The 21,556-nt window shown below is 36.4% G+C and carries 22 protein-coding genes; 7 read left to right on the top strand and 15 right to left on the bottom strand.

Translation table 11 applies throughout. The features are described 5' to 3' along the window. Window positions 1-73 precede the first annotated feature (73 nt). Complete coding sequence (locus tag HZF24_RS10135; protein ID WP_179238204.1) at window positions 74-1,348, bottom strand: ABC transporter substrate-binding protein; 1,275 nt, start codon at window positions 1,346-1,348, stop codon at window positions 74-76. A gap of 227 nt (window positions 1,349-1,575) precedes the next feature. Here HZF24_RS10135 and HZF24_RS10130 point away from each other — a divergent pair, with 227 nt between their 5' ends. Next, the gene (locus HZF24_RS10130) at window positions 1,576-2,988 is read left to right on the top strand and encodes a sensor histidine kinase (protein WP_179238203.1); all 1,413 of its coding nucleotides are present in this window, start codon (window positions 1,576-1,578) and stop codon (window positions 2,986-2,988) included. 61 nt (window positions 2,989-3,049) lie between these two features. Here the strand turns inward: HZF24_RS10130 and HZF24_RS10125 are convergent, their stop codons facing one another. The 5 genes from HZF24_RS10125 to HZF24_RS10105 all read right to left on the bottom strand — a co-directional run bounded on the left by HZF24_RS10125 (window position 3,050) and on the right by HZF24_RS10105 (window position 7,784). After that, window positions 3,050-3,754, bottom strand: a complete 705-nt coding sequence (locus tag HZF24_RS10125) for an ABC transporter ATP-binding protein (protein ID WP_179238202.1) — start codon at window positions 3,752-3,754, stop codon at window positions 3,050-3,052. Further along, window positions 3,732-4,475 (bottom strand): ABC transporter ATP-binding protein, encoded by a 744-nt coding sequence (locus HZF24_RS10120; protein ID WP_179238201.1) that lies wholly within the window; start codon window positions 4,473-4,475, stop codon window positions 3,732-3,734. Before HZF24_RS10120 ends, HZF24_RS10125 begins: the two co-directional genes overlap by 23 nt. Beyond that, on the bottom strand, window positions 4,456-5,442 hold the full coding sequence (locus HZF24_RS10115) for a branched-chain amino acid ABC transporter permease (RefSeq protein WP_179238200.1): 987 nt from the start codon (window positions 5,440-5,442) through the stop codon (window positions 4,456-4,458). The genes HZF24_RS10120 and HZF24_RS10115 overlap by 20 nt, the downstream gene beginning before the upstream one ends. Next, window positions 5,436-6,290 (bottom strand): branched-chain amino acid ABC transporter permease, encoded by an 855-nt coding sequence (locus HZF24_RS10110; protein WP_179238199.1) that lies wholly within the window; start codon window positions 6,288-6,290, stop codon window positions 5,436-5,438. The genes HZF24_RS10115 and HZF24_RS10110 overlap by 7 nt, the downstream gene beginning before the upstream one ends. A gap of 150 nt (window positions 6,291-6,440) precedes the next feature. Continuing rightward, a complete protein-coding gene (locus HZF24_RS10105) occupies window positions 6,441-7,784 on the bottom strand; it encodes an ABC transporter substrate-binding protein (RefSeq protein ID WP_179238198.1) in 1,344 nt (447 codons plus the stop codon). A 182-nt stretch (window positions 7,785-7,966) separates the two neighbouring features. Here HZF24_RS10105 and HZF24_RS10100 point away from each other — a divergent pair, with 182 nt between their 5' ends. Next, window positions 7,967-8,641: a response regulator transcription factor gene (locus HZF24_RS10100; protein WP_179238197.1), complete on the top strand. Its 675-nt coding sequence runs from the start codon at window positions 7,967-7,969 to the stop codon at window positions 8,639-8,641. 377 nt (window positions 8,642-9,018) lie between these two features. On the opposite strand, the gene dctP is transcribed toward HZF24_RS10100, so the two are convergent. Genes dctP through HZF24_RS10065 form a run of 7 tightly spaced genes read right to left on the bottom strand, consistent with a single transcriptional unit; the run spans window position 9,019 to window position 14,833 of the window. After that, window positions 9,019-10,026, bottom strand: coding sequence for a TRAP transporter substrate-binding protein DctP (dctP, locus tag HZF24_RS10095; protein ID WP_179238196.1), 1,008 nt, complete (start codon window positions 10,024-10,026; stop codon window positions 9,019-9,021). Window positions 10,027-10,086: 60 nt separating this feature from the next. After that, window positions 10,087-11,394, bottom strand: a complete 1,308-nt coding sequence (locus tag HZF24_RS10090; protein ID WP_179238195.1) for a TRAP transporter large permease — start codon at window positions 11,392-11,394, stop codon at window positions 10,087-10,089. 15 nt (window positions 11,395-11,409) lie between these two features. Further along, the gene (locus HZF24_RS10085; RefSeq protein WP_179238194.1) at window positions 11,410-11,913 is read right to left on the bottom strand and encodes a TRAP transporter small permease; all 504 of its coding nucleotides are present in this window, start codon (window positions 11,911-11,913) and stop codon (window positions 11,410-11,412) included. Between the two features lie 20 nt (window positions 11,914-11,933). Further along, window positions 11,934-12,833: a thiamine pyrophosphate-dependent enzyme gene (locus tag HZF24_RS10080; protein WP_179238193.1), complete on the bottom strand. Its 900-nt coding sequence runs from the start codon at window positions 12,831-12,833 to the stop codon at window positions 11,934-11,936. Between the two features lie 2 nt (window positions 12,834-12,835). Then, entirely contained in the window at window positions 12,836-14,023 is a 1,188-nt protein-coding gene (locus HZF24_RS10075; protein ID WP_179238192.1) for a transketolase C-terminal domain-containing protein, read from the bottom strand. Beyond that, on the bottom strand, window positions 14,020-14,283 hold the full coding sequence (locus tag HZF24_RS10070; protein ID WP_179238191.1) for a 4Fe-4S binding protein: 264 nt from the start codon (window positions 14,281-14,283) through the stop codon (window positions 14,020-14,022). Before HZF24_RS10070 ends, HZF24_RS10075 begins: the two co-directional genes overlap by 4 nt. Beyond that, window positions 14,276-14,833, bottom strand: coding sequence for a 2-oxoacid:acceptor oxidoreductase family protein (locus HZF24_RS10065; RefSeq protein ID WP_179238190.1), 558 nt, complete (start codon window positions 14,831-14,833; stop codon window positions 14,276-14,278). Before HZF24_RS10065 ends, HZF24_RS10070 begins: the two co-directional genes overlap by 8 nt. Window positions 14,834-15,052: 219 nt before the next feature. On the opposite strand from HZF24_RS10065, the gene HZF24_RS10060 reads away from it, so the two are divergent. The 4 genes from HZF24_RS10060 (at window position 15,053) to HZF24_RS10045 (ending at window position 19,335) form a co-directional block, all read left to right on the top strand. Beyond that, window positions 15,053-15,778: a Crp/Fnr family transcriptional regulator gene (locus HZF24_RS10060; RefSeq protein WP_179238189.1), complete on the top strand. Its 726-nt coding sequence runs from the start codon at window positions 15,053-15,055 to the stop codon at window positions 15,776-15,778. 129 nt (window positions 15,779-15,907) lie between these two features. After that, a complete protein-coding gene (gene buk, locus HZF24_RS10055; RefSeq protein ID WP_179238188.1) occupies window positions 15,908-16,981 on the top strand; it encodes a butyrate kinase in 1,074 nt (357 codons plus the stop codon). Between the two features lie 21 nt (window positions 16,982-17,002). Next, window positions 17,003-17,902, top strand: a complete 900-nt coding sequence (locus HZF24_RS10050) for a bifunctional enoyl-CoA hydratase/phosphate acetyltransferase (protein WP_179238187.1) — start codon at window positions 17,003-17,005, stop codon at window positions 17,900-17,902. Window positions 17,903-18,057: 155 nt separating this feature from the next. Next, window positions 18,058-19,335, top strand: a complete 1,278-nt coding sequence (locus tag HZF24_RS10045) for a homoserine dehydrogenase (RefSeq protein ID WP_179238186.1) — start codon at window positions 18,058-18,060, stop codon at window positions 19,333-19,335. Here HZF24_RS10045 and HZF24_RS10040 read toward each other — a convergent pair. Together HZF24_RS10040 and HZF24_RS10035 are read right to left on the bottom strand one after the other, a co-directional pair. Beyond that, complete coding sequence (locus tag HZF24_RS10040) at window positions 19,313-19,894, bottom strand: GDSL-type esterase/lipase family protein (protein ID WP_179238185.1); 582 nt, start codon at window positions 19,892-19,894, stop codon at window positions 19,313-19,315. The genes HZF24_RS10045 and HZF24_RS10040 overlap by 23 nt on opposite strands. 63 nt (window positions 19,895-19,957) lie before the next feature. Beyond that, entirely contained in the window at window positions 19,958-20,692 is a 735-nt protein-coding gene (locus tag HZF24_RS10035; protein WP_179238263.1) for a pseudouridine synthase, read from the bottom strand. A 190-nt stretch (window positions 20,693-20,882) separates the two neighbouring features. Here HZF24_RS10035 and HZF24_RS10030 point away from each other — a divergent pair, with 190 nt between their 5' ends. Further along, complete coding sequence (locus tag HZF24_RS10030; RefSeq protein WP_179238184.1) at window positions 20,883-21,494, top strand: LysE/ArgO family amino acid transporter; 612 nt, start codon at window positions 20,883-20,885, stop codon at window positions 21,492-21,494. The last annotated feature ends 62 nt before the right edge of the window (window positions 21,495-21,556 follow it).

The following is a 21,556-nucleotide window of genomic DNA, read 5'->3' as shown; positions in this document are numbered from 1 at the left end:
TTTAAGCGGTATGGGGACACACCCTGATATCCTTCGCTGACGCTCAGGATGACCCAACCGAAGAATTACTTAATTATTTATTTAAAATCTGAGGTTGTTTTTCTTGAATTTCCATAGGCCACACTAATTCATATTTCCCATCCTGTATCTGAACCATAAATGATATGGTCTGAGAATTCTGGCCGTTTTCATTAAACTCAATACTTCTTGATATGAAATATGGTGTTTGAAAGCTTTTGGTTTTTAAAACTTCAACAATTTCATCGCCGTTTGTTGAACCGGCAGTATTGATTGCATCGGCAATTATCATGGCTGAGCTGAATTCCTCCAATGCCGGACCGTCAATGTCTTCACCTGATTTTTTCTTGTAGAACTCATTGATTCGATTTTCTGATTCGCTGTTTTTAAATATTGCGGGCATGCTTGCGCTTGAACCGGAAAAATAATTGCCGTCATCTCCTAAATTGTCTATAAATACAGGGTCCTGGAAACCTCCGCAATAGTTTAAAACGGCTTTTGGAACTATGTTGTTTTCCTTATACTTTTTCACAAACTGCGTTACATCCTCGATATATGATGCTTGAAATATAACGTCAGGATTTGCTTCCTTTATTTTATTGATACCGTCGTCTATGTCTAATAAATCTTCTGAGTATATTACCTTGACAGCTATTTCAAAACCTTGTTCCCCATACTTTTCATCAAGCCACTTATCTACCATTTCAGCAGCATGAATTCCATATTCATTGTCTATATATACTATCCCTATGGTTTTTATGCCTGCGTCGAATCTCTTGTTAAGATATGTTATGTACTCAAAGAAAAATTCCGTTTCCATATCGTCATTGGGAGCAATTCTATAAAAATAGTCATAACCCCTGTTTGTTAAGGATGCGGAGCTTGATGAGCCGGCGAGAAAAGGTATCTTATACTCTTCCGCCACCTGACTTGCCGTCTTGGTTGCGGAACTGTGGTACGCACCTATCAACGCGGCAACATTCTCTTCTTTTATTAGTCTTTCAGCTTCAATCCTTGCTGTTTCGGGATTTGCTTTATGATCTGTATATATGAATTCTATTTTTTTATTATTAAGATTAGGAAGACCTTCTGTAGTACCTAAGGCAAAGTCTACATCGTGTTTACCGTTTATTATTTCCTCCGCCACTTCGATAGCATATTTAAGCTTTGTACCTGTCGGTTCTGCAGGTCCCGTCAAAGGAAGCAAGACACCGATTTTAACAGTTTCGTCCTTTACATCGGCAATGATATCAAGCCCTTTGATACTTTTAAATGCTATTAAAAAAATGATTGCTATAATTATTATTACACTTATTTTAATATTTTTCATTATGACGTCTCTCCTTGCAACTTGCTAACGACATAAACCGACTTACTAAGATTTTGTTTCATTAACGGTATTCATTATAACATAGCGTATTGAAATTGGAAAGAAAAATGTTTTCCATACATTTGCTTTGTGGTATAATTGAATCGTAATAATATGTCTGTATTTGTCATCCTGAGCGATAGCGAAGGATGACAGAACCGAAGGACGGAATACCAAAGAGGTTTATTATGAAAAAGTATAATATAATGCCTGCTAAACACAGTTTAAAATATAATATCTGGTTTTACTTTGTTTTTTTAATAATTTTCATTGCTGTACTTATGTGGTTGTTTCAGATTGTGTTCTTTAACCAATTTTATTTAAAATTTAAAGAACGTGAAATAAGAAATATAGGTAATGCATTGGTTTCCGAATACAAGGCCGAAGATTTCCACGGAAATATTTACAGGAAAACCAACTATGACAGCATGCCTGTTCGTATATTTAACAGGGACGGCATTGCTAATTTGGCTTCGTCCTTATTGCAGCTTTCCAATCCGGACCCCATTGATATAATATTGTTTTCTGAGCCCTACGGAGAAACCTACACTAACGAAATTTTCAAGGTGTTGGACAACCCAAGCACTTCCGGTTCTCAATACATGGTTTACGGCATGTTTTTGAAAGAAGGCGAAACCGAAAGTAAGGATATTTACATATATATCTTTTCTCAGCTTGCTTCAATGGATAACACTGCTTCGGTTTTAAAGGAGCAATTAGTGCTAATCACAATAATATCTTTAGTATTTGCTGTTGTATTATCGCTGGTTATTTCATTCAGATTAGCTAAACCGATATCTCAGCTTACGGATACTGCCGGTCAGTTAGCTACGGGGAACTATGATATAACCTTTGAAGGGGGTGTTTACGCTGAAATTGATAAATTAGCCGATTCTTTAAACTACGCCACAAATGAACTGTCTAAAACAGACAGGCTCAGGAGAGAATTAATATCCAATGTTTCTCATGAGCTTCGTACACCTCTTACATTGATAAAATCATATGCTGAAATGATAAGAGATCTGTCCGGCTCTAACCCGGCAAAGCGGGAACAGCATCTTGATGTTATAATTAATGAATCAAATCGCCTCACTGATTTAGTTAATGATATATTGGATTTATCTAAATACGAATCGGGTACAAGCCAATTGGAATTTTCCTCTGTAAATATAACTAAGGTAACTAAAAATATAATTAAAACATTCAGCGAAATGTATTCCAAGGATGGCTATGATTTTATACTGCACTGTGAAGAAAATTTAGAAGCTTCGGTTGATGATAAAAAATTCAATCAAATACTTTACAATCTCATTTCCAATGCCGTTAATTATACAGGAGATGATAAAAAAGTATTCATATCAGTTAAAAAAACAGATGGTAAAATCAGGTTCGAAATTACCGACTCAGGCGATGGAATACCGTCAGATCAAGAAGATAAAATTTGGGATAGATTTTACAGGGCAAATGAATACAAGTCCCGCCCTGTTGCAGGCACGGGACTTGGTCTGTCAATAGTTAAAAGCATTTTAAAGCTTCACAATGCTGAATACGGTATAGTAAACAGCCCAGGCAACGGTTGTACGTTCTGGTTTGAAATATGACAAAAGATGAGATCCTTCGCTGCCGCTCAGGATGACATAATGGCTGCCGCTCAGAATAACATTAAAGACCTAAGTATGCTTTTTTAACTATGTCTGTTTCCATCAGTTCTTCGCCCGTACCTTCAATTACCATTCTGCCGTTTTGAATTACATATCCTCTATCGGCTATTTCCAAGGCCTCCTGAACCTTCTGTTCAACCAACAGAACTGTAAGGCCCGTGGAACTTACATATTTTAATGCCTGCATAACTGTTTCCACCATCAGGGGAGCAAGTCCCAGAGACATTTCATCCACCATCAGCAGCTTTGGATTTGACATAAGCCCTCTGGCTATGGCAAGCATCTGCTGTTCCCCGCCGCTCAATGTTTCTGCCTTTTGATTTTCCCTTTCTTTAAGCTTCGGAAATATTTCATATACCTCAGACAGTTTTTTATTTTTTTCTGCTTCTGACTTTATGATGTATGCGCCCATCATTAAATTATCTTTTATGCTCAGCTTACCGAAAACGTGTCTGCCCTCAGGCACATGAGATATTCCTCTTTCAACTATTTTATTCGGCCTGAGACCATCTATCCTTTCACCGAAAAACTCTATTTCTCCGTTCATCGGCTTCAGCAGTCCTGAAACCGTCCTTAAAATAGTTGATTTGCCGGCTCCGTTTGAGCCAACAATCGAGACTACTTCTTTTTCTCTTACTTCAAAGGATACATCAAAGATAACAGGAACATTATCATATCCAACTTTAAGATTTTTGACTTTTAGCATGATATTTATCCCCCAAATAAGCTTTTATTACGTCGTCGTTATTGACGATGTCCGAAGGTACACCCTCGGCAATTTTTTTACCGGCATTTAAAACCACAATATTGTCTGATATAGGCATTATTGCTTCCATTATGTGTTCAACTATCAACAGTGAAAGCCCGCTTTCTTTAAGCTTTAAGCAAAGGTTCATTACATCCTTGATTTCTGTTTGGTTAAGCCCCGCCATACACTCATCCAGCATGAGTATTTGCGGTTTAGTTGCTAAGGATCTGGCTATTTCAACTCTTTTTTTATCAACTATGGTAAGACTTCCTCCAAGAATACTTTTCTTTTTGGTAAGATCGGTCAACTCCATAATTTCTGATGTAATTGCTTCAGCCTCTTTTCTGCTCTTTGTATTAAGAAATGCTCCTGTCATTATATTTTCTTCAACAGTCATTTCCTTTAACGTCTGAACTATCTGAAATGTCCTTGTTATTCCTAATCTGCATATTTTATATGCCGTAAAACCGGTGATATCCATGTCCTTGTATGTAACCTTTCCGCTGAAAGGCTGATAATATCCCGTTATACAATTAAAAAGCGTGGTTTTTCCGGCTCCGTTAGGTCCTATCAAGCTTACTATTTCATTTTCATTAATGGTAAAGGACACATTTTCATTAGCAACCAGGCTGCCGAATTTCATAGTTATATTATCTATGTTAAGAATTTGCTTCAACATTTCCTTCACCTTCCTTTTTAAATTTCTTCGCTACCTTATTTACCAATCCGATAATTCCTTTCGGCTGATAGCATGCTACAAGAATTACAAGCAAACCAAATATCATCAAATCTATTCCTCTGCCTGTACCTCCTAATTGCACTCTGGTGATTTCTGATAAAGGTATGAGTATGGAGGCTCCGATTAACGGTCCGTAAATATTGCCTATACCTCCCAGAACAGTCAACAAAACAATCTTAATCGATATGTCCAATGTGAAAATCATGAACGGATCTATATACAATACGTACTGAGCGTACAATGAGCCGGCAAATGCAGAAATGAATGCACTTATAACCATTGCCAGCGTCTTATAATTTGTTGTATTAATTCCTATGGATTCGGCTACCTCATGACTTTCTCTGATAGCTTTCAAGTAAAATCCTGTCTTTGAATTTTCAATGTAGTTGCATACAAATATCACGATTGCAAACAGTCCCAGTGCAATATAGATGTATGGCAGCTTTGTGGTGTGAAATTCCATACAAAGCCAGCTGTCATCAACTATGGGAAGTGAAATACCGGTTGCACCCTCTACAAACTTCCAGCTTACGAATAATTGCTTAATGATTTCGGCAACAGCCAAGGTCGCTATTGCAAAATAACTCCCTTTTAATCTGAATGTCGGATAGCTTATAATTAATGCGACCATAGCTGCAAATATTCCTCCTAAAACCATACCGACCCACGGACTTATATCAAATCTGTAAAAAAGAACCGACGAGGTGTACGCACCTATACCAAAAAATGCCGCATGTCCAAATGATATCTGACCCGCGAAACCGGTAATAATGTTCCATGCTTCCCCAAGTGTGGCATATATAAGCAGCAGCACCATAATATTATGGAAGCTGTCCGATTTGAAAATTAAAGGCAGTGCTGCTAATACAGCTATAATTATGATTAATGTCTTCTTATTCTTTACCATCCGAACAACCCCTTTGGTCTCACTTGTATAACTATTAAATAAATCAAGAATACAAGAGCATATTTAAATTGTGTTCCTAAGAAATATCCACCCACAGCTTCCGTCAATCCGATTATTAAGCCGGCAAACAATGCACCTTTGATATTTCCGAAACCTCCCAGTGCCACTATAACAAAGGCAAGTATGCTGTAAAGTGCTCCTGATTGAGGATATATGGGAAAAAACGATGACATTAAAGCTCCTGCCACTCCAACACATGCACCTGAAAGTCCAAAGGTTATTGCATAAATTTTACCGGTATCAATTCCCATGAGTGAAGCAGTATCTCTGTTCAGAGCAGTTGCCTGAATTGCTTTTCCTGTCTTCGTTTTATTCATAAAATATATTACAATCAGGGTCATTGCGATGCTTCCGATCGCTGCCACAACCTGAGGCATACCCAATATTATATTTCCAATAACTATTTTATTATCAGTTACTATTGCACCGTTAATATATCTGTAATTTGGAGTCCACAAATATTGTACTAAATTCTTTAAAAACATACTTAATCCGAATGTAGCAAGAAGAGCCGTAAGACCGGTTCCTCCCAATACTTTTTTAATTATCAGCTTATATATTAATATTCCTAATACAAATATAACCGCTGCACTTATAGGTATTGATAACAGCGGATCTATTGAATATAACTGAAACATCCAGAATGCAGAATACATGCCAAGCATTAACATTTCACCGTGAGCAAAATTTGTAATATCCATAACGCCCCAGGTCAAGGTTAAGCCCACGGCAACTAAGCTATATATGAATCCCATTAATAATCCGTTGCTTATGATTTGCCCTAACATAATTCCTCCTTTATTTTTGTCATCGATTGTCGTCCGTTTTTCGTCATTCCGAGCACAAGCGAGGAATCTCAGACTTTCAAATGCTGAGATCCTTCGCTACGCTCAGGATGACGAATACAGAAATATTTATTTCATTAATTAGGATGACTCTTATTTACGTTCTGTCCATGTCGGGAACGGAGCAATCGGTTTAGCCGTCTGAATTTCTACCGGGAATACTGCTTCATACTCTGCACCTTGAGTTTGAACTATAAATGATGCTGAATAAAAATTCTGACCTTTTTCATCAAATTGTATTGCACCTGTAGAGAAATATGGAGCATCAAATTTTGCAGTTCTTATAACTTCCATTATCGCATCACCGTTTGTGGATTTAGCTTGATTGATAGCGTCAGCTACAACCATTAGGGAAGCAAATTCTTCTAATGCAGGACCGTCAATATTTTCTCCGCCTGATTTAACCTTAAATAATTCGTTGATTTTATCTGCAACTTCCATTGTACTGAACAATGTAGGTGCACACGCCGCTCCACCTGAGAAGAAATCTCCGTCCTTATCAAGATTTACCACAAATTGCGTATCCTGGAATCCTCCGCAATAGTTTACGACTGCTTTTGGCGAAAATTCAAATTCTTTATATTTCTTAACGAATTGAGTTATATCACCTATGTATGAAGCGTGGAACAATACGTCCGGATTAGCTGCCTTGATTTGTTGAACTTCAGTATCAACGCTTGTTACGTCTGTAGGATACTTAACCGCAACAACTTTTTCAAAACCGTCGGCAGCATATTTTTCCTCTAACCATTTATCAACCATTTCAGCTGCGTGCACGCCATACTCATTGTCTATAAATACGACTCCTATTGTTTTAATATCGGCATTAGTTTCTTCATTCAAATATTTTAAATATTCGAAAAATACTTCCGTTTCCATATCATCGTTAGGAGCTATACGTGTGAAATAATTAAGTCCTCTTTCAGTTAGGGCTGCTGAACTTGATGATCCTGCAACGAAAGGTACTTTAAATCTTTCTGCCGATTGGCTTGCGGGTTTTGTTGCAGAACTTTGATATGCTCCAACCAATGCAGCCACTTTTTCATTCTGAATCAATCTTTCTGCTTCAGTCTTTGCTATTTCAGGATTTCCCTGATGGTCTGAAAATACCACCTGTATAGGTGCATTTCCTAAGTTGGGAAGTCCCATAGTTTCAGCTAACGGTAAAGCAATATCAGGATGTTCGCCATTTATGATTTCTTGTGCCACTTCAATTGCATATTTCAGTTTAACACCTGTTGCCGCAGCTGAACCGGATAATGGCAATATTGCGCCAACCTTGACAGGCTCACCTGCTGCCGGCCCTTCAGGCTCATTTGCCGGATCCTCTGTCTTCGGCGGTTCTGCCGGCGCCTGAGTCTGGCTGCTTGTACAGCCTGTTGCCATAGTTGAAATTAACATAATTAACACTAAAAACAAAGCTAATTTTGATTTCATTATACTCCTCCTATTCAAAATGTAATCGTTTTCATTTTACATCCTGATTGTGTTGAACAAATGAATGAATTATGATAGTTTTGTGAAAATTGAAAGATTGATCATTAATATTGCATTTTTTGTTTTGTTATTTATTTTTTTATGCTATACTTTTAGTAAGATACCTTTAGGGAGTGAATGCCTTGTATAAAATTCTTATAGTTGATGATGAAAGCAAAATTCGTGAGGTTATAAGAGAATATGCTGAATTTGAGGGTTACTGTGTCAGCGAGGCAAACGATGGCATGACTGCTGTAAACCTTTGCAAGGAAAATGATTATGATATTATAATCATGGATATTATGATGCCAAAAATCGACGGATATCATGCAGCAAGGGAAATACGAAAGCTTAAGGAAGTACCTATTGTAATGCTGTCAGCCCGCGGAGAAGAATATGACAAGTTGTTCGGATTTGAAATAGGAATCGATGACTATGTTGTTAAACCGTTTTCTCCAAAGGAATTAATGGCAAGGATTAATGCTGTTTTAAAGAGAAACCACAAAAAAGATTCCGAACCTATAATGAAAAGCTTCAAATTTAAAGGTCTTGAAATTAATATGTCCGGCAGGTGCGTCTATGTGGAAGGAGAAAAGGTCGATCTTACTCCAAAGGAATATGAACTGTTATTTTATTTAATAAAAAATAAAAATGTGGCTCTTTCCAGAGAAAAAATTTTATCGGATGTCTGGGGATATGATTTCTTCGGATTTGACAGAACTGTTGATACACATATAAAAATGCTTAGGAATAACCTCGGGAAATACAGATATATAATTTCTACCATACGAGGCATAGGATACAAATTAGAAGCGTAAAAAAATTATTTTTTATATGTTTAAAGCTGCACTTAGGGGGTATATTATTAATACAACTTAAGTTAAACTAAAATCTTACAGAAACACAAAATCTATCAGTAATTTGAGGACACACTGCAAAAGTATTGCACAGGAGCATTCTATAGGAAAAGCTCAAAGTTGCAGTAATGGATAAGATGAATCAAATGAATATAGACTTGTAAGAGTATAGATTAGCCGGTTGATAATATAGATAGATATTGATGAAGGAGGTGGTTCCAACAGGCATGATAAAAGAAAACCCAAATAGATAGCACCCAATTTTCGAATTGAAAAGAAATTGGGTGCTATTTATATCTATGATATTTTAGCTTCACTAGGATAAAGAAGCTAAATTTTTATTCTGATAGTTCTTTTAATTTATTAGCATTTTCAGGATCTACTTTTAAAGCGCTTTCCCAACCTTTTTCATAAGCTAATTTATAATAAGCATCCGCTACTTCTGGTGTTAAAGTAAGCTCTTCCATGCCTTCTGCTTTTAAAACATCATTCTCATCAGCAATTGCTTTTACATAGTATTCATTCGAGGCTGCCTCAACTTCTCTTCCCGCTTCCATTATTGCTTGCTGCTGACTTTCACTCAATTTATTCCAGGCTTTATCGCTCATCATAATACATACGTCTACATTGTAGAAAGCCGGTTGTATTATATATTTAGACACTTCCTGCCATCCGAAATCTTTTACACCAACGCTTGGCCAACCATAACCTTGTATTACATTACGTTCTAACGCTTGATACGCCTCGCCCGGGGCAGTATTAACAACACCTGCGCCTAATGCTTCAACAAACGCCTGATAAGCAGGAGTAGCCCTGATAGTCAACCCATCAAAATCTTCAAGCTCATTAACTTCATTCTTTGTGTACAGGTTATATGTCAAACCGTTTGTAGTTGCTGCTATATAGTGAGAATTTAGTTTCTCTTTATATAACTCTTTCACAAGATCAAATCCGCCTGTTTCTCTCAGCTTTACAGCATCGGTTAACTTCATTGCTTCCATAACGGGCACGTGGGAAACATTGTAAGTATGTGATGTCCAGGCTATATCGATTATGCCGTTTCTTAAAGCTTCCACAAGCTGGTATGTCGGTATTGCTTCAGGACCTCCTCCCCATACAACTTCAACCGTACCATTTGTTTTTTCAGATACTTTTTTTGCAAAATCATCCATACCATACAGCATACTATTGCCTTCAGCCCATGCAGCTGTAACCGAAAGTGTTACCTTTTTATCTGAATCTTGGTCACCTGAAGATTGTGCCGGTGTATCATTTTTTCCGCATCCAACAACACCAAAAATTAATGTGACAATTAATAAAAATAGTAAACCTTTTTTAAAAGACATTTTATTACCTCCTATTTTTTGTTTTTATTTTTTATTAATGAACAAATTAATAACGTTTGTTTAATATAAGCTTGGCAACCAAGTGATGATTGATGGGATTGCCGCCATTACGACTAATGCTAATATATCCATTGTAACAAATGGTATTGCTCCATCATATACATCACGCATAGTCACTTCCGGTGGGGATACACCCTTCATAGTAAACAGTGCTAGTCCAACCGGTGGAGTAAGCTGACCTATCTGTAAGCATATCAGATAAAGAACTGCAAACCAGATCTGATTAGTACCTAAATTTATTATTACCGGCATCATAATAGGTAAAGTAATCATCATGATAGCTGTTTGTTCCATAAAGAAGCCAAGAGCTATTATGATAATGAGCATTGTAGAAATAATTATAAAAGGAGATGCTGACATTCCCATTATAGCTACAACTGCTTCCCTGCTTGCGCCCGTCATTGCCAATATTTGACTGAATCCTGCTGATCCTGCTATAATAATTAAAACCATAGATGTTACTTTTAACGAATCCACCAATGTTTTGTAAACTAACTTCCAAGAAAATTTTTTATAAAAAATCGTTAAAATGTAAGAACTTAAGGCTCCAATTGCCGCCGCCTCTGTTGGTGTTCCGATCCCGGTAAAGATAATTCCCATTACTACAAGGAATATAAAGAATAAAGGTACAATATCCTTCAATGCTCCTAATATCATTTCCTTCAAGGTAGATTCTTCAACGTCGTATGATGGTGCCAAATCAGGATTAATAATACAAGCCACCATAATATAACCAATATATATAACCATTAATAATACTCCCGGAAGTATTGCACCTATTAATATCTTACCTACTGAAATCCCTGCTATACTTCCTAATAAAACAGCTAGCGCACTTGGTGGTATTACCATTGCAAGAGCACCCGAAGCCATTATTGAACCGGTTATTAAACTCTTTGAATAACCTCTTTTCATCATTTCAGGAAGCATAAGAGAACCAAACATTGCTGTGTTTGCAACAACTGAACCGGATAGCGCTGCAAATATACCCCCTCCAAGCAAAGTAATAATACTTAATCTTCCCGGAACCTTTTTAACGAATTTTGCCAGTGAATCCAGCGTCCGTGACACCAATCCGGATTGATAAAACACTTCACCCATTATCATAAAAAATGGTATGGGAGTCAGTGAAAACTGTGCTACCTGATCATACATACCCAGTACGAGTTGGCGAATCCCAAATGCTCCTTGCATATTAAATATGATAACTGAAGATACAAGGATAAAACTAAAGGCAATAGGTAATCCGGTCAACATTATAAACAACAGAACAGAGAAAACAGATAATAATACTATATACCACTCCACTTTTATCACCTCTCCTTAGACTACTTTTTTGTATTTCTTAAATTCATCATAATCATTAAAGAAATTTCTTATAAATTGTATAGCGAGAAAGAACATACCCACAGGGATAACAATTGTAAGCAGCCACATCGGCGTTCCCATTGAATCCATTACCTTAATATTAAAATTATAATTATCAGTTACCACTAATAATCCAAAATAGAAAATGCATGCGCATATAATCGCTCCAACAACATCAATACATAAAGATAAAATATTATTAACCTTTGAAGGCAATGCATTTGTTACTATATCTAAATTTATGTGACCCTTATTTTTCAATATCTGCGGTGCGCCTAAGAATGTAACGTACAGCAAACTGTATGTCGAATACTCAACTAAGTTTGAAAGCGGCTTATTAAATGCAACTCTTGAAAAAGTTGAATAACATATACCTACCAATAAAAACGCCAATGCTATTGCAGCAATTCCGGATAGAGCAGCTATACAAATATCAATTACTCGATTAATCGTTTTCATATCTTCACCCTTTCATTTTTCTATTCCGCACAAAGCTTCTTAAGGTTATCCCACTTCTCATTAATAAATTCCTGCAATTCTGCTATTTGCTCCTCACTGACATGTTTGTATTTCTTCATTGATGACAGGTAATCCTTTAACGGAATAGGGTTCTTAACATCAATATTTAACTTGTACTTACCGTTTTCAAACTCATAAATCGGCATAAATCTTGATTGAACACCTTTTCTGACAATTTCTATACTCTTTTCAGAGTCATATCCCCAGCCTGTTGAACAGCTGTTATATATGTGGATATAAGCTAATCCATTTTTTACATTTTTAGCTTTTTCAAGCTTTTTTATTAAATCAGGCATATAGGCCGGTGATGCTGTCGCCATATATGGTATGCCATGAGCAGCCATTATTAAAGGCATATCTTTTTTATGGGATGATTTACCTTTACTTTTTTCTCCAACCGGAGTAGTTGATGTCCAGGAACCTAAAGATGTTGAACTGCTTCTTTGAAATCCGGTGTTCATATACCCTTCATTATCGTAGCAAATATAGATTATGTTATCTCCTCTTTCTGCTGCTCCCGATAATGCCTGAAAGCCGGCGTCCAAGGTTGCTCCGTCTCCCGCAAATGCAACTGCATTCACATCTCTTCCGATACGCTCATAGTATTTCTTTATTCCTGTGAGCATTGATGCTGTATTGTCAAGGAGCGGAAAGAAAACAGGGATCTTCATGCCGGTCTTATCCGCCCAGCCTACGCTTTGTACTCCTCCCATACATCCCGGCGGGATTGCAACTATTGTATTATGTCCTAAAACTTGTAACGCCGTTCTCATTGAAAGCTCGACATTACATCCTAAACAGGCAGTTATGCCGGGACCTACCATATCCTCATATGACGCTATTTTTTCTGCTATAGACATATTTATCTCCCCTTTCTGTTAATCAGCCAATGGGCTTCATTATCAATTTGTTTATTTTCTCCGGCTTTGATAACACAATCTAATGCTTCAACCATCAAATCAGTAGTTAAGTCTTCTCCGCCTAATCCGCCTATAAAAGGTACAGTCGGAACAGCATCTAAATTACTTATGGCTGATTTTATTTCCTGATAAATAATACCTGTATGCCAGCCGAAGCTTACATTACGGTCTATTACTCCGATTGCTTTGGCTTTTTTCAGTAATTCCCTCACTTCATCTTTTGGGAAAGGTCTGAGTGATCTTATTTTTATAAGTCCGCATTTAATACCCTTTTCTCTCGCCATGTCAACAGCTATCCTTGCTGCTCCTGTCAAAGAACCTAATGTTACAAGAACATATTCGGCATCTTCCATCCTGTACGGCTCAACAAGTCCAAAATAATCTCTTCCGAATTTTTCGGCAAATTCATCATTTACTTCCTTAATGATTTTTTTTGCATTATCCATTGCTTGCATATGAAGCTCCCTGTAATATTGCAGATAGTTTCCGGGGGTTAACGGGTCAACAGCCATTGGAGTTTCCGGATCCAGCTTCACATGAGTCGGTTTATAAGGTGGTAAAAATCCATTGACTTCTTCTTGTAACGGAACTTCTACACCTTCTGTCATATGTGACAGATAGAATCCGTCATAGCATATATTAATAGGCAATAAAACGTCCTTATTTTCTGCTATCTTAAATGCTTGGATTGTCATATCCAGGATCTCCTGGTTATCCTCAACATAAATCTGTATCCATCCTGCATCTCTGACCGTCAGAGAATCCTGAGGTCCTCCCCAGACTGATTGAGGCGATATCATTTCTCTGTTCACAATATTCATTACTATGGGTAACCTCATCGTGGATGCCCTGAAATACGGTTCATACATTAATGCCAGTCCCTGTGAAGATGTAGCTGTAAAAGTTCTCGCTCCAGCAAGAGAAGCTCCTGTTAAAACACTCATAGCCGAATGTTCTGATTCCGGCTCAACGATTGTAGAATTCATTACACCATCCGCAACGTATTGACTGAAATGCTGCACCAACGGAGTTTGAGGTGTTATGGGGTAAGCAGCTACAACATCAGGCTTTGAAAGAATTGCGCCTATAGCTGCTGCATGGTTTCCGTCTAGAACTTTAATATTTTTCATTTCTGCTCATCCTCCTTAATAAATTTAATAGCTTTTGCAGGACATTCATTAATACATACTCCGCATCCCTTACAAAAATCTAATTTTATATAATAGCTACCGTCGATTAACTTAACGGAATTAGTTGGACAATACAACAAACACATTCCACATTTTTTACATTTATCTTGTTGTATAACAGGAGGATAAACCTGCCAGCTTCCTGTATCGATAATGTTCAATTCTTTTCCTACAGCACATATAAAATCAGTCTTAGTCATGAATTATCCCTCCCTTAACTTCCTTTATGACAACATTGTTATATCCAAACTCCAATGCTTCAATATTTTTAGGTCCCCATATTTCCTGAGTTTTCTCACTGACCTTATCAAAGCTCACCCAATTCGTAGCTTTAACAAACGCACCCAATACAATAGTGTTTGGTAACAGCTTTCCGAATATATCCATCGAAGCTGCATTTGCGTCTACGTAAGCTACTTTAGTAATATTTCCAGGAATTTCTATACCTTCAATTGTCTTGGTATTAATAACAAGTATAGCGTTTTCTTTGGCACCGACAAATACATCTACACTGTTAAGCAGCGTGGGGTCAATCACCATTATACAATCCGGGTTATATACCTGGCTTTTTTCTCTGATTTTATTTTCGTCAATCCTTACGAAGGCACTAACCGGACCACCTTTTTTTTCAAATCCGAAATAAGGGAAACAAGCTCCGTATTTACCGTCCTGAACTGCTGCATAGACAATTATCTCTGATGTAGTTACGGCTCCTTGTCCTCCTCTTCCGTGAATTCTAATTTCTTTCATTAAATTTCACTCTCCTTTTCTGTCACAATATCAATACAAATCTTGCGAATTTTTATATATTTATACAAAATAGTCTGTATCTCACGTTTTGGGTATAAACCTTATAAGTACTTTAGATATTTTGAACAACATTCTTTATGTATATTATTTTATTGTTTGACTATACAGATTTATATCATATAATAAATGTAAGCTCATATGTAAACAGGAGGTTTATCTATGCTTAATAACTCACTTTTTATTATTGAAGATGAAAGTATCCAAAATAAAGTTATGGAATATTCTAAAAATATCCGCTACTACCGCAAGGGTAGCTTAATTTACCAGCAAGAGGATAAGAGAGATTTCTTATACTTCCTTACTGAAGGCAGCGTTCGGGTCAGCATTTCAAACTCTAACGGTTCTGAAAAAACGCTGGCAATCAATGAGCCCGCTTCATTCTTTGGTGAAACAGCCTTTTTCGATGAATTTCCGAGCTTTTCACGTGCTGAAGCCCTTAAAGACTCTACCGTGGTTCTTTTAAATAAAGAACAAATTACAAATATGATAAAAGATTATCCTGATCTTGCATTCTATATATTCAATTCCATGAGCCGAAAAATCCGTCTGCTGTCATTTCAGGTGGAATATCTCTCCTTTATGAAAATCGAGGAAAGATTAGTATCATTGCTATTAACACTGTTCTTTACCTTTGGTGTAAAGTGCTCAAATGATAATATAAGTAAAGAAAAACCTTGTAAGCTTAAAGATGCATGTCCTAACGGTCAATTCTTAAATTTGACAATTACAGACCAGGAAATCGGTGACATGATCAGCGCCCGCAGAGAAGCTATAACCAAAGCCCTCAACAATTTAAAAAGTCAAAAATTAATTTATAAAAACAAGCGAACTATATGTTGTCCCGATCTTTCAATTTTAGAAGATATACTCTCTAATTTGGATTGATTCATATCGTATATACATAATGACATACTTTTTTTCACAAAACTGTGCTAATTAACACAGTTTTGTTTTTTTATTTATAATAAATTATTTTTAGATAAATTAATTAATCTTTGAAGGGAGATCTTGTCTATGGATAATTTATTATTAATAATGAACCTTGGCAGCACATCGACAAAAGTTGCAATTTATAAAAATAAAGAATGTCTTCATCAGGATACTATTCGTCATGATAAGGATACTTCATTTCGTGCATTAAATGATATTTGGGAGCAGTACGATTTTAGGAAAAACATTATTACAGATTTCGTACATCAATGCAAATACAAGCTGTCAGACTTTAACTATATAATATCCAGAGGTGCACCGGTTAAAGCTATGAACAGCGGCACATACAGGATCAATGAAGCCATGGTAAATGATGCAAAAAGCAGACTTTATGGAAATCATCCCTGTGGTGTGGGGTGCGCTATTGCTTTAGATTTAGCTGATGAATTGAATATAACGGCTTTAACTGTAGATGCACCTTGCATTGATGAATTCATACCTCAATCACGATATACCGGTTGGAAGGATGTTTATCGTAAAAGCTTCTACCAGGCTTTAAATCAAAAAGCTGTAGGCAGAAAATTGGCGAATGAACTTAACAAGGACTATAATGACTTAAATGCCATAATAGTACACATGGGAGGCGGTATGTCCATAGCCGCTCATCATAAGGGGAAGGTTGAGGATGTTAATAACGGATTGGATGGTGATGGTCCTATGGCACCCGAAAGAGCGGGAACTTTACCCGCAGGTGAAGTGCTAAGATATGCATACTCCGATAAATATACTTATGAGCAGTTATATAGAATGATTAACGGAAAAGGCGGCCTGTTTTCATTATTAGGAACTACTGATTGCAAAGAAATAGAACAAATGATAGCTGATGGAGATAAAAATGCAAAAGAAATATACGATGCTATGATTTATCAAATAGCGAAAAGTATTGGCTCAGCTACGATTACTCTCAAGGGTGAAGTGGATGCAATTGCCTTTACTGGAGGATTAGCTTACTCAGAATATATTGTTAATGAAATTTCCGAATGGTGCAGCTTTATTGCTCCGATTCATTTATTTCCCGGGGAAAACGAAATAGAATCTCTTGCAGAAGGTGCTTTGTTAGCAATAAGCGGTGAGCTGCCAATTCAAAATTATAAATAAAAAATATCAAAGGAGCTTTTTATGATTAAATCATTGGATGATGCACTACACATAGTTTCAAAACGTCCGAAAAAAACCATAGCAGTTGCACAGGCAGCGGATAAAGATGTACTTCAGGTTGCTGATATTGCAATAAAGAAAAATTTAGCCAACTTTATTTTTGTCGGAAATAAAGAAACTATCACAAATATGATTGAAGAAGGTAATTACGATCTTACCGATGTAGAAATAATTGATGCCGGTAACGAAACTCTATGTGCTGTAAAGACTGTAGAATTGGTTAAAAAAGGTATGGCTGATATGCCTATGAAAGGATTATTGCCAACAGCAACTTTTATGAAAGCGGTTTTAGATAAAGAAAGGGGACTTCGTTCAGATAAATTAGTATCTCAAATAACTGTAACAGATAATATTTCCGGAACAGGACTAAACTTTATAACCGACTGCGCAATGAATATTTCACCGGACCTTAATACTAAAAAAGAAATACTTCAAAATGCAGTTTATTTAGCAAAAAAAATGGGATTTGAATGCCCGAAGGTTGCAGTTTTAACAGCGGTTGAAACAGTAAACCAGGCTATGCCAGAAACTATAGATGCGGCAATACTGAGTAAAATGAATGAACGGGGACAAATAAAAGATTGTATTGTGGACGGTCCTTTTGCCCTTGACAATGCAATTTCTGCAGAGTCCGCAATGCATAAGGGAATAAAAAGCGTGGTCGCGGGAAATGCCGATATACTCTTAGTTTCGGATATCAGAATGGGCAATGTGCTGCATAAAGCAATAACATATTACGCCGATAAAAGAATTGGTTCAGTAATAATTGGTACAACCGTCCCGTTAGTTATGACATCACGTTCAGACTCAGTTGAAGATAAGCTAATATCAATTGCACTTTCCAGTTTCCTTGTAGAATAAAATAAAATAAATATCAGCAATTTTCGAATTGAAAAGAAATTGCTGATATTTATTTTTATTATTTTATTGAATTTAATTAAAAACCATGATATATTATTAAAATATTCGTTTTAAAAACACTTGTATATAAATTAAATACATTAACGGAGGACAAAATGGAATCAATAAACTTAGGAATATTGGGGATGGGAACTGTTGCATCAGGACTTATAAATATTATTGAGCTTAACAATACAAAGGTTGTTGGAAGTATAAATAAGCAATTAGTTGTCAGCAAGGTTCTGGTAAAGGACGTGAATAAAAAAAGAAATGTAAATTTATCGGCAGATGTCTATACAACAGACGCTTATGAAATCATAAATAATGCGGATATCCAAATTGTTGTTGAATTGATCGGAGGTATAAATCCGGCTTATGAATATATAAAAGATGCGTTGAACGGTAAAAAGCATGTTGTAACCGCCAATAAGGCTCTTATAGCGACTCGCGGCGAAGAGCTGGAACAATTAGCACGTATAAACGGTGTAAGATTATTGTATGAGGCCAGCGTCGGCGGTGGTATTCCCATAATTAATACTATTACAGAAAATCTTTCCGCAAATGAATTCGAACAAATAACCGGAATAATTAACGGAACTACTAATTATATTCTGACACAAATGACGGAAAATGGTCTTGAATATGAGCAAGCTGTCAAGGAAGCACAACGACTGGGATTCGCCGAGGCTGATCCTTCTTCGGATGTGGACGGCGACGATGCCGCATATAAAATAGCTATACTATCTTCAATTGCATTTAATCAGAGGATTAATGTTAATGATATCCCAAAGGAAGGTATCACTAAAATCTCTAAAGAGGATATCGTTTATGCAAAGGAATTAGGTTACAATATTAAGCTTTTGGCTTCTGCTTCCAAGACAAACGACGAAATAGAATTAAGGGTTCATCCTGCATTTATCCCTTCGGATCATCCCTTATCTACTGTAAAAAACGAATTTAACGCCGTGTTTTTAAAGGGTAACGCCGCAGGAGAAATAATGCTTTATGGCAAGGGAGCCGGTTCGCTTCCTACAGGTAGTGCTGTATTAAATGATATAGTATCCATTATTAAAAATGAATGCAGAAAATATAATGATGGAATTATAAATGCCGATAAATACAAAATAGTTAACAGGGCATATAAAAAATATTACATCAGATTTGAAGTTATAGATAAGCCGGGAGTATTGGCAAGAATAGCAAATGTATTTGGCAAAAATAACATATCCTTGAATTCAGTTGTCCAAAGACAAAAAAATGGCAACAACACGGCGCCATTGGTATTCATTACTCATGATATTGAAAGAAAAAATATTGATACTGCCTTAAAAGAAATCGGTAATTTTGACTCTGTAATTCAAATTGCCAGCATTATAGTAGTTGAAAATTTTTAGGGAGAATTTCATTGCAGAAAATTTCTGCCATTATTTCATTGCCACGTTCATTAAAGTGCAGGCCGTCTATGTAAATCTCATCGCCTGCCTTTTTTATTTTTTCATAAAAATCGATGTACTTTATATTAAAACTTTTGCAGAAATCAAATATCCATTGACGGTATATTTTAATTTCTCCCGATATTTTATTAAAATCGGTAAGTTCATACCATTCTTTAATTATACTGTTTACTTGTATATCTACAGGAATTCCTATAATTGGTTCAATGTGTTTTGCTGCAGATTGATGTGCCATTGACATAATATTTGCTTTAACCACACCCAAATCAGCCCCTGCAATTAAGTCGTTGACTCCACCCATTATAAATACCGCATCCGGTTTTTGCATGTGTACGCAACTATGAAGTCTGCTTAACATGCCTCCTGACGTATCACCGGATATTCCTTCATTGACTATTTCAATACCTAGCTTATCTTGTGCTAACTTAGTCCAGATCTTCGACCTTCTCACTCCGTATCCATAGGTTAAACTGTCACCTAAACAAATAATTTTTTTCATAGTAATTACCTCCAGACTCTTTTTGTTCTTATTTTATACTGCTTGGAATGATAACAATATTAATCATACTGAACGCAGTGAGGAATCTCTCTTTTTTAATTGCTCAACTTCATCATCCGTCAGGTGCCTGTATTCTCCTGATTGTAACCCTTCATCCAATTTCAAGGGACCCATTGATAATCTCTTTAAATATATTACCTCATTGCTTACAGCATTAAACATTCTTTTTACCTGATGAAACTTGCCTTCTTTTATGGTTACATAGCATAATGACGGATATCCGGATTCAATTATTTGAAGCTTGGCAGGCAGAGTTTTATAATTTTCATTGGTTAGTATAACTCCTTCGGCAAATGCTTTTACATCCTTCTCCGTTATTTCCTCCTCAACCTCAGCATAATAGGTTTTATCAACGTGTTTCCTTGGTGAAAGCAGGTCGTGGGCAAGTTGACCGTCGTTTGTAATCAACAAAAGACCCTCTGTATCCTTATCTAAACGTCCCACGGGGAACGGGTTGTATGCTTTGTCATCTTCATTCAATAGATCTATAACTGTTTTGTCAAAATTGTCTTCTGTTGCCGAAACAACTCCGCTTGGTTTATTCATCATCAAGTATATATACTGAACATATTTTACTATTTCATTTTTGTATTTTACTTGGTCAGTGTCGGTGTCTACAATTTTTGAGCTGTCTTTTATAACCTCATCATTTATTTTAATATGTCCCTTTTTTGCATCCTGCTTTATTTGCTTTCTTGAGCCGATTCCTATATTAGAAAGAAATTTATCTATTCTCAGTTTCATAATTACCCCTATTATGACAGCCATTGTTTTAATTCATTATAACATTTGTATCTGATGTGTCAACGGATGTTTTGGAAATACTTTGCTATCGCTCAACATGACCGAAATATGACATTCATTGACATTATTGTGATAAAGTAATATTATTTATGCAGGCGAAAAATTTAATCAAGAGAGGTATTTTATGATTCAGACAATTATAAAAGGATTTACCGTTGGTATCGCATACGTTGCTCCGATAGGCATGCAAAATATGTATGTAATCAACACGGCAATGACCCAGCCAAAATCAAGGCTGTACATGGTTGCACTCATAACCATATTTTTTGATATTTCATTGGCTCTTGCCTGCTTTTTCGGAATGGGTGCATTGATCGAAGCAGTTCCCATTGTAAAAACATTGCTTTTAGGTTTAGGCTCCGTTGCAATAATTTGGATTGGTATCGGGCTGATACGTTCTGCCCCAAAGTTGGACAATACGGTAGAAACCAAGAAAACCTTCGCTCAAGTTGCATTAGCCTGCTTTTTTGTAACCTGGGCAAATCCTCAGGCACTCATAGACGGAACAATGCTTTTCGGTGGATTCAGAGCTTCACTTTCTGCAGATATGGCAAAATACTTTATAATTGGAGCTTCATTGGCATCATTAACATGGTTTTTATCACTTGGAACAATTGTAAGTGTATTTAAGAAGGCATTTAATGAAAAGGCGTTAAAAATAATTAACGTAGTATGCGGCGCGGTTATAATTTATTATGGTATAAAATTAGGAATAAGCTTTTTTGAGATAATATAAGCAGCAGACAAAAAGATGAGATCCTTCGGGCAAAGCCTTCAGAATGACAGATGCGTCATCCT

It is taken from the genome of Sedimentibacter hydroxybenzoicus DSM 7310 (assembly GCF_013403245.1).
GTDB lineage: Bacteria > Bacillota > Clostridia > Tissierellales > Sedimentibacteraceae > Sedimentibacter > Sedimentibacter hydroxybenzoicus.
The sequence above is the reverse complement of the archived record's forward strand: the minus strand, read 5'-3'. Positions and strand labels throughout refer to the sequence as shown.